Source organism: Sphingobium sp. WR1, from assembly GCF_059693745.1.
On record NZ_JCATID010000019.1, the window covers coordinates 15,436 to 28,644 of the forward strand.

The 13,209-nt window shown below is 65.5% G+C and carries 13 protein-coding genes; 3 read left to right on the forward strand and 10 right to left on the reverse strand.

Features of this window, described 5'->3' with window-relative positions; translation table 11 throughout:
- The first annotated feature begins 10 nt into the window (after positions 1 to 10).
- Entirely contained in the window at positions 11 to 910 is a 900-nt protein-coding gene (locus AC58EF_RS19665) for a DUF4198 domain-containing protein (protein ID WP_497278081.1), read from the forward strand.
- 122 nt (positions 911 to 1,032) lie between these two features.
- Complete coding sequence (locus AC58EF_RS19670) at positions 1,033 to 1,899, forward strand: FAD:protein FMN transferase (protein ID WP_497278083.1); 867 nt, start codon at positions 1,033 to 1,035, stop codon at positions 1,897 to 1,899.
- Between the two features lie 556 nt (positions 1,900 to 2,455).
- Here the strand turns inward: AC58EF_RS19670 and AC58EF_RS19675 are convergent.
- The 8 genes from AC58EF_RS19675 to AC58EF_RS19710 all read right to left on the reverse strand — a co-directional run bounded on the left by AC58EF_RS19675 (position 2,456) and on the right by AC58EF_RS19710 (position 11,271).
- Positions 2,456 to 3,139: a Fe2+-dependent dioxygenase gene (locus AC58EF_RS19675; protein ID WP_497278084.1), complete on the reverse strand. Its 684-nt coding sequence runs from the start codon at positions 3,137 to 3,139 to the stop codon at positions 2,456 to 2,458.
- A gap of 11 nt (positions 3,140 to 3,150) precedes the next feature.
- Entirely contained in the window at positions 3,151 to 3,903 is a 753-nt protein-coding gene (locus tag AC58EF_RS19680) for an energy transducer TonB (RefSeq protein ID WP_497278085.1), read from the reverse strand.
- 180 nt (positions 3,904 to 4,083) lie between these two features.
- On the reverse strand, positions 4,084 to 6,429 hold the full coding sequence (locus tag AC58EF_RS19685) for a TonB-dependent receptor (RefSeq protein ID WP_497278086.1): 2,346 nt from the start codon (positions 6,427 to 6,429) through the stop codon (positions 4,084 to 4,086).
- A gap of 81 nt (positions 6,430 to 6,510) precedes the next feature.
- Positions 6,511 to 6,756 carry a ribbon-helix-helix domain-containing protein gene (locus AC58EF_RS19690; protein ID WP_497278087.1) on the reverse strand — a complete coding sequence of 82 codons (246 nt, stop codon included), beginning with the start codon at positions 6,754 to 6,756 and terminating at the stop codon, positions 6,511 to 6,513.
- A gap of 20 nt (positions 6,757 to 6,776) precedes the next feature.
- Complete coding sequence (phbB, locus tag AC58EF_RS19695; RefSeq protein WP_497278089.1) at positions 6,777 to 7,499, reverse strand: acetoacetyl-CoA reductase; 723 nt, start codon at positions 7,497 to 7,499, stop codon at positions 6,777 to 6,779.
- 24 nt (positions 7,500 to 7,523) lie between these two features.
- The gene (gene hemH, locus AC58EF_RS19700) at positions 7,524 to 8,522 is read right to left on the reverse strand and encodes a ferrochelatase (RefSeq protein WP_497278091.1); all 999 of its coding nucleotides are present in this window, start codon (positions 8,520 to 8,522) and stop codon (positions 7,524 to 7,526) included.
- Positions 8,519 to 10,798, reverse strand: a complete 2,280-nt coding sequence (locus AC58EF_RS19705; protein WP_497278092.1) for a xanthine dehydrogenase family protein molybdopterin-binding subunit — start codon at positions 10,796 to 10,798, stop codon at positions 8,519 to 8,521. Before AC58EF_RS19705 ends, hemH begins: the two co-directional genes overlap by 4 nt.
- 38 nt (positions 10,799 to 10,836) lie before the next feature.
- Positions 10,837 to 11,271 carry a CoA-binding protein gene (locus AC58EF_RS19710; protein ID WP_497278093.1) on the reverse strand — a complete coding sequence of 145 codons (435 nt, stop codon included), beginning with the start codon at positions 11,269 to 11,271 and terminating at the stop codon, positions 10,837 to 10,839.
- Between the two features lie 75 nt (positions 11,272 to 11,346).
- Here AC58EF_RS19710 and AC58EF_RS19715 point away from each other — a divergent pair, with 75 nt between their 5' ends.
- Positions 11,347 to 11,805 carry a GNAT family N-acetyltransferase gene (locus tag AC58EF_RS19715; protein WP_497278094.1) on the forward strand — a complete coding sequence of 153 codons (459 nt, stop codon included), beginning with the start codon at positions 11,347 to 11,349 and terminating at the stop codon, positions 11,803 to 11,805.
- A gap of 39 nt (positions 11,806 to 11,844) precedes the next feature.
- Here the strand turns inward: AC58EF_RS19715 and AC58EF_RS19720 are convergent, their stop codons facing one another.
- Together AC58EF_RS19720 and AC58EF_RS19725 are read right to left on the reverse strand one after the other, a co-directional pair.
- On the reverse strand, positions 11,845 to 12,186 hold the full coding sequence (locus tag AC58EF_RS19720; RefSeq protein WP_497278096.1) for a hypothetical protein: 342 nt from the start codon (positions 12,184 to 12,186) through the stop codon (positions 11,845 to 11,847).
- On the reverse strand, positions 12,186 to 13,151 hold the full coding sequence (locus AC58EF_RS19725; protein WP_497278163.1) for an Mrp/NBP35 family ATP-binding protein: 966 nt from the start codon (positions 13,149 to 13,151) through the stop codon (positions 12,186 to 12,188). Before AC58EF_RS19725 ends, AC58EF_RS19720 begins: the two co-directional genes overlap by 1 nt.
- Between the last annotated feature and the right edge of the window lie 58 nt (positions 13,152 to 13,209).

The following is a 13,209-nucleotide window of genomic DNA, read 5'->3' on the forward strand; positions in this document are numbered from 1 at the left end:
GAAGAAGACCATGAAAGCCAGGTTGCTGATCGCGGGCGCGCTCGCCGCCCTTTCGCTCGCCGGCACGGCGCAGGCCCATCGCCAGTGGATGATGCCCTCCTCCACCACCCTGTCGGGCAATGAAAGCTGGGTGACAGTCGACGCCGCCGTTTCCAACGACCTCTTCTATTTCGAACATTTCCCGATGCGGACGGACAATATCGCCGTCACCGAGCCCGACGGCGCGACCGGCAAGATCGAGAATGCCGCCACCGGCAAATATCGCTCGACCTTCGACGTCCACCTGACCAAGCCAGGCACCTATCGCATCGCCAATGTCTCGACCGGCATCATGGGCAGCTATATGCTGAACGGCAAGCGGGAGCGGCTGCCGCGCGGCACCACCAAGGACAAGCTGGCGACCGCGATCCCCGCCGGCGCGACCGACGTGCAGACCGCCGAAATGTCGAACCGCAACGAGATTTTCGTGACGCTGGGCGCGCCCACCAGCACCATCTTCAAGCCGACGGGCAGCGGCATCGAACTGGTCCCCGTGACCCATCCCAATGATCTGGTGTCGGGCGAAACGGCGACCTTCCAGTTCCTGCTCGACGGCAAGCCCGCCGCCGGCCTCAAGGTCACGGTCATCCCCGGCGGCATCCGCTATCGCGACAGCCTGGGTCAGGTCGACCTCACCACCGACAAGGACGGCAAGGCGTCGATCACCTGGCCTCAGCCGGGCCTATATTGGCTGAACGCCAGCATCGGCGGTGGTCGCGAAGGCGGTCCGGGCGGTGAAGGCGGAGCGGGCGGTCCCGGCGCCAATGCCCCAGGAACCGGTGCGCGCCCGGCCCCGCGTCCCCAAGCCCCGGCCGGCCCGCCGCAGCGCCGCGCCTCCTATATCACCACGCTGGAAGTGCTGGCGCCCTGAACCAGGCCGGCCCGCCACCCGCTTCTCAGGGCATCCGCATCGCGATAGCGCCCCACCTGTCGCCCGAGTCCTTTCTCGGGCGGCGGCGCACGGGCGCTATCGTCGCTTATGGCGGTCCCACCATGGGGACGAGCTGGTCGGCGCGGATCGTCGACCCGCCCGCAGGCTGCACCGCCGCGATCGAGGCGGTGCTGGCGCGCGTCATCGACCAGATGAGCAATTGGGAAGCGGACAGCGCCATCAGCCGCTTCAACCGCACGCCCGTGGGCGAATGGATGCCGCTCCCGGGGGACATGCTGACGGTGCTGCGCGCCGGATTGGACATGGCCCGCCTTTCGGAGGGCGCTTTCGACCCCGCGATCGGCCGGCTGGTGGACCGATGGGGTTTCGGCCCCGCCGCGCTGGGGACTGCCCCCTTCGCCATCGCCGCCCCATGGACCCGTATCGAGGCGGAGAGAGGCCATGCCCGCCGCCTCGCCGACGTGACCCTCGACTTTTCCGGCATCGCCAAGGGCTTCGCGGTCGACGCCGTCGCCGACGCATTGCGGGCGCTGGGCGTCGCCAATTTCCTGGTCGAGATCGGCGGCGAACTGCGCGGCGACGGGATCAAGCCCGACATCCAGCCCTGGTGGATCGATGTCGAGGCCCCGCCCGGCCTTGCCGTGCCCACGCTCCGCATCGCGCTCAGCGACATCGCCGTGGCCACGTCGGGCGACTATCGCCGCTTCCGCATCGAGGATGGCGCCCGCCTTTCCCACAGCATCGACCCCACGACCGGCGCGCCGATCGGGGAGGGCGTCGCCTCCGTCACTATACTGCACGACAGCGCCATGCTGGCCGACGCCTGGGCGACCGCGATCATCGTGCTGGGGCCGGATCGCGGCATGGCGCTCGCCACCCGCCACGCCCTGGCCGCCCGCCTGGTGTTGCGCACGCCGAAGGGCGCGCAGGAATATATGACGCCTGCACTGGCGGCGATGCTGGATTGAGCGGGGGATTTGAGTGCCCACCCGGTCATCCCGGCACACGCCGGGAACCAGAATGGCTATAAGCAACCCTGGATGCTGACTTTCGTCAGCATGACGGGAAGGGTTTGGTTGCAGCCCGACCGCTTTTTCATCCTCCCCTGCAAGGGGAGGTGGCAGGCGCGTAGCGCCTGACGGAGGGGTGTCACCCTCTCGATAAGGCGACACCCCTCCACCACTTCGTGGTCCCCCTCCCCTTGCAGGGGAGGATTTTATGTCCACTCCTGCTCGCTTCCCGACCGACCGCCATTCCGCTTCCAATGTAGGATTTTCTCTGGTCTATCCTGGCGGATGAACCAGCGCCGCCCTTTTGCACCACCCTCTTCCATCCGCGCCACAGGCGTGACCTTGCCGGCGCGCGGGCGGTGCGTTGCCGTCGCGTCGGTGGCGCGTCATCGTGACCCGAATGGCGCGTCCGTGACGCGTCGCGGACGCCTTACGGGCGCTTCGCAGGCGCAATCGCCGAAAAAAGCGCCAGACGGTGTGAACTTCGGTGGAGATCGAAACCGTGACCCTCCGCTCAGGCGTCGGCCCAGCGCCGCAGCAAATTATGATAGACGCCGGTCAGCCGGACCACCTCGTCATGCCCCTGCCCCAGCGCCGCCGCGACCCCCTGCACGCTGCGGTCGAGGTCGAACAGCATCTGCCGTGCGCCATCGTCGCGGATCATCGACTGGAGCCAGAAGAAGCTCGCGACCCGCCGCCCGCGCGTCACCGGCTCGACCCGATGCAGCGAGGAGGATGGATAGAGCACCGCATGGCCCGCGGGCAGCTTCACCTGCTGCACGCCGAAATGGGTCTCGATCGTCAGTTCGCCGCCGTCATAGGCGTCCGGTTCTTCCAGGAAGACGGTGATCGACAGGTCGGACCGCACGCGAAAGCCCGTCCCCGCCTGGATGCGCACCGCATTGTCGACATGCACGCCGAAAGCCTGCCCGCTGGCATAGCTGTTGAATAGGGGCGGAAAGATCTTGAGCGGCAGCGCAGCGGCGATGAACAGCGGCGATCGCCCCAGCGCATCGAGCACCATCTGTCCTGCCCACTTCGCCGCATCGCTGTCCTCGGGCAATTGCAGGTTGCGCTTGGCGAGGGCGGACTGATGACCGGAGGTGACATTGCCGTCCACCCAGTCGGCGGCGTCGATCACGGCGCGGATGGCGGCGACGCCCTGGGCGTCGATCAGGTCGGGTATGGCGATCAGCATAAGATGGGAAATCAGCCCTGGATGACAAAGGGAATAGGCAGCCAGCCCCTTGCCGGCTTCCCGTCGGCCATGGGCGCCCATCGCCATTTGCGCACCGCGTCCAGCGCCGCCTTATCGAGGCGGTCGAAGCCGCTGGAGTTGGCGATCCAGATCTTGTCCACGCTGCCGTCCGGAGCGACGATGAGTCCCAGCTTGACGGTCCCCTGCTCACGCTTGCGCCGACTCTCGATCGGGTATCGCGGCGGCTTGGCGGAGATGAGCCGCGCGGTCAGATCGACATTTTGGGGCGCTTGCGAAGGCACGGCGATCGGGGGAGCAGGTGCGGGGACGGGCGGCGCCGGGGGGGCAACCGTCACGGGGGTCGGTTGCGGTGCCGGGTCCGGCCTTGTCTGCACCGTCTGGACAGGGGGCACCGGCGTCCGCACGATCGGCGGCGGCGCGACCACTTCGGGTTTGGATGGGGGAGGTGGCGGCGTTTCGGCAGCGGGCGGCGGTGGCGGCGGGCTCAGATTGACTACGGTCAGCCTGGCCTCCTCCATATGCCGCACATGGTTGCGCACATGGATCAGCGCGCCGATCGCCAATGCGTGGATCACCACTATGGCGGTGATGGCGGCAATGTTGGGGCGGGACCGCGCGCGATAGCGTTCCGCGACCGCCTGCACCGGCGCGAGCGGAACCGCGACTTCGCCCGAAATAGGGGCAATGTCCGGCTCCGGCGTGCGGCCATAGTCGTCGATCGGCCGGCTCGCGGCTTGCAGCATGGAAGCGCCTCCCTTTCCGCGCCCATAACGCGAAGCCTAATGCGAATCAATTGCGTTCCAGCAATATTCGGCAAAGTTCGGGACGGGCGGCGGCCCGAGGAGGTTGGCCAAAAGGCCAGAATGTGTCGCCGCCCGTCCTTCTACCCCGGCCGGGACGTGCCGGGGAAAATACAGGGTCCGTTACAGCTTGTAGCCCAGGGTCAGCACCCACGAGCGGCCCTCGCCGGGATTGGCCCAGCCATTGTTGCGAATGCTGGTATAATATTTCTTGTTGGTGAAGTTCTGGACGTTGAGCTGCGCGCTGAACTTGTCCGTGATCGGATAGGACAGCATCGCCCGATGGACCAGATAATCGTCCGCCTTGTACATCGGCGCGCCGGTCAGGTTGGTCAGATACCAGCTGCCCTGATAGGTCAGGCCATAGCCCAGTTGCAGCCCGAAGGGCAGCGTATAGGTGGTAAACAGACTGCCCGAATGTTTGGGTGTATTGGTCATCGGGTTTCCGGCCTGGGGATCAAAGGCCGGGCAGGTCAGCGCCGTGGTCGTGCCGGGCGGCGTATAGCTGGCGTTCGGATTTTCAAGGCAATAGTCGGAAATCGACTGCTTCACCTTGGTGTCGAGATAGGTATAGTTGGTGAAAATCGTCCATTCCGGCGTGATATTGCCCGACGCGCCGAGCGTGATGCCGTCCACCTTGTTGCGGCCGTCGCCCACCGGCAGGTTGCCGACGAAGGGATCATTGGCCGTTACTCGGAAATTGGTGCGCTCGTTGCGGAACAGCGCGGCCGTCAGTTGGAGTTGGCCGTCAAACAGGTCGATCTTGCCGCCGATCTCATAGTTGCGCGCCTCTTCGGGCGACAGGTCGCACGGGTCGATGTTGAGATTGGCCGCCGCCGCAAGGCCGCAGCCCGCGCGGACGGTGGTCGAGGTCGGATTCTTCGAATTGCCAAAGGCGATGTAGAGGCTGGCATTCTCCACCGGCTTGTAGACCAGGCCGATGCGATAAGAGAAGAGATTGTCGGTCGCATTCTGCTGCGCGCCGGTCGTATATGCGCCGCCCGCCGCCGGCGTCGCGATCGTGTCCGAGCGGAAGCGGGCGCGGTTATGCTCCCAGCGGATGCCGCCGTTGATCTCCAGCTGCTCGACGACCTTGACCGCCGCGAAGGCATAGGCCGCGACGTTGAAGGTGTCGCCATCCTGATGGCTGGTGCGGATGGCGTTGACCGGCCCTGTATAATCGGTGGCGACGCCGATCGGGATCGGATTCAGCGTCGGGTTGGGCAAGCCGCCACCTGCGTTGCGCAGCACATTGCCGCTGTCGAGCGCATAATCTTCCTGCATCGCCGAGGTGCCAACCACCAGCGTGTGGCCGCCGGGAATGTTGAAGGTCAGATCGAGCTGGTTGTAGAGCGATTGGTTGACAGAGTCCCGGAAATTGCCGCGGGGACCGCCCGGATAATATATTCCCCGAACCTGACCGGGGGCGCAGGCGACGCCCAATTGGGTGAGGCCGCTCGCCAGACAGTAGGTGCCGCCCTGCGGCGGATCGACCACCAGATTCTGCTCGACCCGCTGCCAGCGCGACAGGTTGCGCAACGACACGACATCGCTGAACTTGTGATCGAAGATCAAAGTTGCCTGATCGATGGTCTGGTCCTGCCTGTCTATATTCTTGTAGCCCAGATAGCTGCTGTAGGGCACGCCCGGCAGCGGACCGTCATAGAAGGCGTTCTTATAGTAGGGCACGCCATAGAGCGGCGTGTTCTTGTCTTCCTGATGCGTGTAGAGCAGCGTCAGCGACGTCGGGCCATCGACGCCCAGCTTGACCGACGGGGCCACGCCCCAGCGTTCATAGCGGTCGACCTGACGGGCCGGCACGTCATTTTCATGATACATGGCGTTGAGGCGCACCGCGACGAAATCCGACACGCGCACATTGCTGTCGATCGTCGCCCGATAATAATCCGACGTGCCGATTCCGGCCTGGACCAGCGTTTCATCCTGCGCCTTGGGCCGCTTGGTCACGATGTTGATGTTGCCGCCGATCGCCCCCGAACCGCCATAGACGGAGTTGGCGCCGTTGGTGACTTCGATCTGTTCGATATTGAAGGGATCGGTGCGGCTATATTGCGCGCTGTCGCGCACGCCGTCGATGCTGATGTCGGTATTGGCGCTCTGGCCGCGCAGGTTGATGCTGTCGCCATAGCCGCCGCCGCCTTCGCCCGCGCCAAAGGTGATGCCCGGAATGGTGGACAGCACGTCGCGCAGGGTAAGGAGATTCTGCTTCTGGATGGTCTGGTTGCCGAACACCGTGATGGTCTGCGGCATGTCGAGCAATGGGCGCACATATTTGGGCGATTCCGGCTTTTCGACCTTCACTTCGGATTCGTCGATGGCGGTGTCGGTGACGGTCATGCCGCCCAGCTTTTGGCCCTGCTCCCCCTCTTGCGCCTGGCCGGCCGTGGCGAATGCGAGCGCGCCGACGCAACCGAGCGCCAGAAACGATGTAGATGCAATCTTGCTCATGGAGCAGACTCCCCCTCTGTCTTAGTTGGGGCGCCAGCTATTGAGAATCACTCTTACTGTCAACGCTAATGCGAATAATTATTATTTATTTTCTTGCGCGCGGGAAAAAAGCCAACACCGAATGGCGCTTGCCAGATTGGGTGCAGGATCGGCAGCAAGACGCGCGACATCGATGCGCGCGATCAGGGCATTGATCGGCACATTCTCGTCGGATGCGGCGCGACGCAGCGCATCCCAGAATATCGGTTCGAGGCTGATCGCCGTCTGATGGCCGGCGATCGTGACGCTCCGCTTCACCGGCGGAGCAAGGGGCGGCCCCGAGGGCATCAAGGGGCCGCCCGCCTGCATTAATACATATGCTGCCCGCCGTTGATCGACAGCGTGCTGCCGGTCACGAAGCCGCCCTCCTCGCAGCAGAAGAAGGCGACGCCGCGCGCGATTTCGCTGGCTTGGCCGAGGCGGCCGACCGGGATCTTCGCGACGATCTTCTCCAGCACCTGAGCAGGAACGGCCGCGACCATGTCGGTGTCGATATAGCCGGGCGCGATGGCGTTGACGGTGACGCCATATTTCGCGCCTTCCTGCGCCAGCGCCTTGGTGAAGCCGTGGATGCCCGATTTGGCCGCGGCATAGTTGACCTGACCATATTGGCCCGCCTGACCGTTGATCGACCCGATATTGACGATCCGGCCCCAGCCGCGCTCGCGCATACCGCCAAAGGTCGCCTTGGCCATGTTGAAGCAGCCGCCAAGGTTGATGCGCATGACTTCGTTCCAGTCGTCGAAGCTCATCTTGGCAAGCACGCCGTCGCGGGTGATGCCCGCATTATTGACGACGATGTCCACGGGGCCAAGCGCTTCGGCGACCTGCGCGCAGCCGTCGAGACAGGCCTGATGGTCGCCCACGTCCCATTTGAAGGACGCGATGCCGGTCGCGTCGGTGAAGGCCTTCGCCTTTTCCTCATTGCCGGCATAGTTGGCGGCGACTTTATACCCCAAATCCTTGAGCGCCAGACTGATCGCCTCGCCAATGCCCCGCGTTCCGCCCGTCACGATCGCCACTCTCGACATATAGGCCTCCTCTTCGAATATTGGTCAGTGCATCCAACCCGAAAGCTCGCGGCTCATTAGCCTCCGATAGAGAGTGATAGCTTCCGGCGACGCATTTAAACAAGACAAATAGGCGAAATTTTCACCACCCTGGCGCAAAAAAACGGCTTTCGCACGCAAGGCGATTTCCTCTAGGGTTTCAAGGCAATCCGCCGCGAATCCGGGCGTTACAACAGCAATATTTCTGACATCATTCTTTACCAATTTGGCGAGTGTCGCTTCGGTTTCCGGTTCGAGCCATTTGGCCCTCCCGAAGCGCGACTGAAAGCTCATATGGACGGGCAGCGAGAGCGCCTCGCGCAGCAGGCGGACCGTCTTCATCGACTGGCAATGATAGGGATCGCCCAGATGCAGCGTGCGTTCGGGCATACCGTGAAAGCTGGCGAGCAAGGCGTCGGGCGTGAAATCGAGCGCGGCCAGCTGCGTTTCGATCGATGCCGTCAACGCGCCGATATAGGCGGGGTCGTCATGATAGGGCGGCAGGGTGCGGATAGCCGGCTGCCAGCGCATCGCCTTCATCGCGGCAAAGGCCGCATCATTGGCGGTGGCGGTCGTCGCGGCGCTATATTGCGGATAGAGCGGCGCGAGCAGGATGCGATCGCAGCCCGCCGCCTTCATCATGGCCAGTCGGTCCGATATGGCGGGATTGCCGTAGCGCATCGCCCAGTCGACCGTCACTTCCGGCATCGCCTGTTGCAACGCCTGCGCGGTGGCGCGGGTGTGGACGGCGAGCGGCGAGCCTTCGTCGGTCCACACCTGCCGATAGGCATGGGCGGACTTCTTCGGCCGGGTGGTGAGGATGATCCCGTGCAGGATCGGCTGCCAGACCAGCCTGGGGATCTCCACGACACGGGAATCGGACAGAAACTCGGCCAGATAGCGCCGCACCGACTTCGGATCGGGCGCGTCGGGCGTACCGAGATTGATCAGCAAGATGCCGACCCTTGGAGCCGGGATGGCAGGATGATCGGCGGGCAGGGTCATGCGCTGCCCACGAGCGGCAGGCTGCGCAATCGCTGGCCCGTCCAGGTGTAGAGGGCGTTGGCGATAGCGGGCGCGACCAGGGGCGCGGCCAGATCGCTGACGCCGGCGGGGTCGGCGGTGCTGCGCATCAGCTCGACCGTCACCTCGCCCACATCGGCCAGGCGCGGCAGGTTCATGCGGCCAAGGATCGCGCGGGTCGGCAGGCCGCGTTCATAGGGGACGGAGGCGCCCATGGCGTAGGCAAGGCCGTAGACCAGGCCGCTCTCGATCTGCTGGCGGGCAAGGTCGGGATTGACCTGATCGCCGACATCGACGGCGGCGATGATGCGGTTGACGCTCAGCCGGTCGCCGTTCATCGCCGCTTCCACCATGACGGCGGCATAGGCGCCGCCCATCATGTGCGCGGCGATCCCCTGCCCGCTTCCCGCGATGCCGCCCTGCCAGCCGCCCATCGCCGCGGCGGTGGAAAGGCAATGGGCGAGGCGCGGATTGCCGCCCAGCATCTGGATGCGGAAGGACATGGCCTCCATCTTCGCCAGATGGGCCAGCTCGTCGATGAAGCTTTCGGTGAAGAAGGCGCTGTGGAGATGCGCGTTGCCGCGCGTGAAGCCGAGCGGCAGGCCGACATCGGTCGGATAATGATCGACCGCCCAATTGGGGATGGCATAGGGCGGCGCCATGCCGGCGACCGCGAGGCGGGTCGCCTTGTTCGCCGCGCCTTCGGCCGCTTCGTGCGGCAGCTTGCCATCGGCGATCCGCGCCCAGGTCTGGGTCATGGCGCAGGGCGTCGCGACCTTGGCCAGCCATCCCTCGATCGCGCCGTTGCGCCCAAGCTTGGCGGCCATGCGGGCATGGGCGGGCGCGCTGGGGCGATCCTGAATCACATCCTCCAGCCGCGACCATGAGAGCTGCACCGGACGCCCCATGTCGCGCGCGATGAGCGCCGCCTGCACGCCCGCCTCCGTATCCATCCTGCGCCCGAAGGAGCCGCCGGCATGAAGGGGGTAGAGCGTCACCGCGCCGGCCGACAGGCCCAGCGCATCGGCGATGGCGTCGCGGGCAAGGCCGGGCGCTTGCGTCGCCATCCACACTTCCGCGCCATCGTCGGCGACGCGCGCTGTGGCACACATGGGTTCGAGCGCCAGATGCAGGCCGGCATCGACCTGATATTCGCTGGCGAGGATGGTCGCGCTTTCGAATACCGGGAGAAGGTCGCCTTGCGAATAAAGGCGACGGCCGGCGGACCCGGAGAAGGCGCTTTCCAGCGCTTCGTCGATGCCGCCGCTGCTCACCGCGCGCCCGCGCAGGGTGAAGACGGGATCGGCGAGGTCCAGCGCCTTGTTCGCCGCCCACCAGTTGCTCGCCACCGCCGCGACCCAGCGTTCCTGCTTCACCAGCTTGAGGAAGCTGGTGACGCCGCCGGCCGAGCGCTCGTCCAGCCCGGCGAGGACCGCGTCGCCGATCGGCCCCTGCCGGATCGAGGCATAGACCATGTCGGGCAAGCGGATGTCGGCGGCGAAATTATGGCTGCCGTCGATCTTGGACGGAGTGTCGAGACGCGGCAGATCCTGCCCCGACAGGCGGCCATCCTGCCCCTGACGCAGCGGCAGGATATCGGGCAGGTCGAAGTTCACACCGTCGCTGACGACATCGCCGATCTTCATCCGACGCTCGGCTCCATCGGAGATGATGCCGTCCTGTATGTCACAGCTTTCCCACGGAATGTTCCAGCGCGCCGCCGCCGCCTTGCACAAAAGCACCCGCGCGGCCGCGCCCGCGTCGCGATAGGCGTCGTGGAACATCGGGATCGACGTACCCCCGCCGGTCAGCATCAGCGAACCGCGGGTCGCATATTGCTCGATCGCCCAGTCGCCCGCGCCCCCCAGCAGCCGGGTCCAGTCGCTCGCCAGCCATTCGCGCGCCAGCAGCGTGTTGGCGTAGAGCGGGCTGACCGGCGCGCTCTGCACCGCGACGGTGCGCCAGTCCGCGCCCAGTTCGTCCGCCAATATCTGCGGCAGGACGGTGGTGACGCCCTGCCCCATTTCGGTCTGGGGCACGACGACGATGACCTGCCCCGATCGGTCGATCTTCAGGAAGGCGTTGACGATCGTCTCGGTCGGCCCGGCGTTGAGGTTGGGCTTGTAGGTGCGCGGCCAGACGCCCCAGGCGATCAGCAGCCCCGCGCCCGCGCCGCCGCCGACCAGCAAGGTCCGCCGGCTGATGCCCCCACGCCGACCGACGTTCCTGTCCGATTGCTTCCGCGGTGCGCGCGCCATGCCTGCCTGATAGAGGGGCGCGGCGCGGATGCCTAGGGCTATTCGGCGCGGATGGGTTCGATACCCAGGCGAGGAATTTCGATCGCGGGGCAATGGTCCATGACGACCTTGAGGCCGGCCGCCTCGGCACGGGCGGCAGCGGCTTCATTGATGACGCCGAGTTGCATCCAGACGGATTTGGCCCCGATCGCGATCGCTTCGTCCACCGCCTCGCCCGCGGCCTCGCTGCGGCGGAAGATGTCGACCATGTCGATCGGGACGCCGATGTCGGACAGGCGGCCCCAGACGAATTCGCCATGGACATGCTCGCCCGCGATCTGCGGATTGACCGGCAGGACGCGATAGCCATGGTCTTGCAGCACCTTCATCACGCCGTAGCTGGGGCGATCGGGACGGTCGGAAATGCCGACGAGCGCGATAGTGCGGGTTTCGGTCAGCAGGGCGGCGATGTCCTGAGAGGCGGTGAGCGGCATGGGCTTCTCCTTCTGATACGACATGGGGAGCATCTGCGCGCTTGCAAGGCGCTGCGACCGGGTTAGTCCTGCACCATGCTCGCCATTCGCCCCGACGACCTGACCGATCCCCAAACCCGCGCCCTGCTGGCCCTCCACCTGTCCGGTATGCAGGCCCACAGCCCGCCCAAGGCCGTCTTCGCGCTCGACCTGTCGGGATTGCAGCGGCCCGATGTGCAACTGTGGACGGCCTGGGACGGGCCGGACATTGCCGGGATCGGCGCGCTCAGGGCGCTTGCGGCGGACCATGGCGAGATCAAGTCGATGCGCACCCATCCGGACCATCTGCGGCGCGGCGTAGCCGCCGCCTTGCTGCGCCATATCATCGCGCAGGCGCGGGCGCAGGGCATGGCGCGGCTGAGCCTGGAGACGGGGAGCGGCCCCGCCTTCGATCCGGCGCTGGCGCTGTATCGCGCCCATGGCTTCACCGACGGCGAGGCGTTCGGCGAGTATAGGAGAAGCGACTTCAACCAGTTCCTGCACTTGCGGCTTTAACATAACCGACCAGCATTTTCGAAAGCACAACGCGTGGATTCAGTGGCGGTTGGGCTTCCTGACGGTGATAAGCGCTGTGAAGTCAGGATTTTCGACGACTTCGTCATGGTCGCTCAACTTGTAGACGCCCGGATCACCGAATTCGATGGCATCCAATACCGGGGCGATTGTCACGACCTCCCCGGTCCTGCGCTCCCTGATGGCTATTCCCTTACTGGGATCGCAAGTTTCAACGACACCATAAATCTGACGACGTTCAATCAATGCATCATCATGGGTGACAAAGGTCAACCCGACCAGCAAAGTTTGGCCTATAAGGGACCGAGCAAACTCCTCGTCCCAATCATCTTCGTCATCCAGATTTTCAAACTGTTCAGCCATCAGCCCATCTTCCTCAACCACCCCGCCACCTTCTCCGCGATCGCGCGGAAGGCGTCGGCATGGGCGCCTTCGCCCGCCGCCGGGGGATCGCCCGCGTCGGAGCGGCGGCGGATGTCGATCGCCAGCGGGATGCGCCCCAGGAACGGCATGGACAATTCGCCCGCCGTGCTTTCCGCGCCGCCCTGACCGAAGGGATCGGACACTTCGCCGCAATGGGGGCAGGCATAGCCGGCCATATTCTCGACCAGCCCCACCATCGGCACGCCGACCTGGACGAACAGGCTGACGGCGCGGGTAGCGTCGATCAGCGCCAGATCCTGCGGCGTGGAGACGATCAGCGCGCCGGCGGGCTTGTGCTTCTGCACCATGGTCAGCTGGATGTCGCCGGTGCCGGGCGGCATGTCGACGACCAGCAATTCGGTATCGCCCCATTCGGCGTCGATCAGCTGGGTCAGCGCATTGCCCACCATCGGCCCGCGCCACGCCAGCGCCCGGCCGGGTTCGACCAGATGCGCCATCGACAGCATCGGAATGCCGGCCACGCCGGTGACGGGCACCAGCTTCTTGTCGCGCGCGATCGGCTTCTGGTCCTCGCTGGCCATGAGCTTGGCCTGCGACGGGCCGTAGATATCGGCGTCGACCAGCCCGACCCTGATCCCCAGCCGATGGAGCGCGACGGCGAGATTGGCGGACAGGGTCGATTTGCCCACCCCGCCCTTGCCCGAGGCGACGGCGAGGATGCGCAACGGTTTGCGCTCGGCGGTCATGGCGATGCGCACGTCGGTGACGCCCGGCACGGTCAAGCCGCCGTCGCGGATCGCGGCGGCGAGGCCATCGCGCTTGTCCGGGGCAAGGCCGCCCACGTCGAGCGCGAGGGTCATCACCCCGTCCTTCACGCGCGGGGTGCTGGCGCGGCCGTCGGTCAGAGCCGTCAAACGGGCGGCAAAATCGGCAAGATCGGTCATGGCGACGCCCTGTAGGCAATATTCGGAGCCATTGGCACTGTTTTTCGTCAATGAGCCT

Excerpts from the sequence above, each read along its gene's own strand:
- AC58EF_RS19665 (WP_497278081.1), top strand. The coding sequence starts at position 11 with ATGAAAGCCAGGTTGCTGATCGCGGGCGCGCTCGCCGCCCTTTCGCTC.
- AC58EF_RS19720 (WP_497278096.1), bottom strand. The coding sequence starts at position 12,186 with ATGGCTGAACAGTTTGAAAATCTGGATGACGAAGATGATTGGGACGAG.
- AC58EF_RS19685 (WP_497278086.1), bottom strand. The coding sequence starts at position 6,429 with ATGAGCAAGATTGCATCTACATCGTTTCTGGCGCTCGGTTGCGTCGGC.
- AC58EF_RS19670 (WP_497278083.1), top strand. The coding sequence starts at position 1,033 with ATGGGGACGAGCTGGTCGGCGCGGATCGTCGACCCGCCCGCAGGCTGC.
- AC58EF_RS19675 (WP_497278084.1), bottom strand. The coding sequence starts at position 3,139 with ATGCTGATCGCCATACCCGACCTGATCGACGCCCAGGGCGTCGCCGCC.
- AC58EF_RS19725 (WP_497278163.1), bottom strand. The coding sequence starts at position 13,151 with ATGACCGATCTTGCCGATTTTGCCGCCCGTTTGACGGCTCTGACCGAC.
- AC58EF_RS19705 (WP_497278092.1), bottom strand. The coding sequence starts at position 10,798 with ATGGCGCGCGCACCGCGGAAGCAATCGGACAGGAACGTCGGTCGGCGT.
- AC58EF_RS19715 (WP_497278094.1), top strand. The coding sequence starts at position 11,347 with ATGCTCGCCATTCGCCCCGACGACCTGACCGATCCCCAAACCCGCGCC.
- AC58EF_RS19680 (WP_497278085.1), bottom strand. The coding sequence starts at position 3,903 with ATGCTGCAAGCCGCGAGCCGGCCGATCGACGACTATGGCCGCACGCCG.
- AC58EF_RS19690 (WP_497278087.1), bottom strand. The coding sequence starts at position 6,756 with ATGCCCTCGGGGCCGCCCCTTGCTCCGCCGGTGAAGCGGAGCGTCACG.
- AC58EF_RS19710 (WP_497278093.1), bottom strand. The coding sequence starts at position 11,271 with ATGCCGCTCACCGCCTCTCAGGACATCGCCGCCCTGCTGACCGAAACC.
- phbB (WP_497278089.1), bottom strand. The coding sequence starts at position 7,499 with ATGTCGAGAGTGGCGATCGTGACGGGCGGAACGCGGGGCATTGGCGAG.
- hemH (WP_497278091.1), bottom strand. The coding sequence starts at position 8,522 with ATGACCCTGCCCGCCGATCATCCTGCCATCCCGGCTCCAAGGGTCGGC.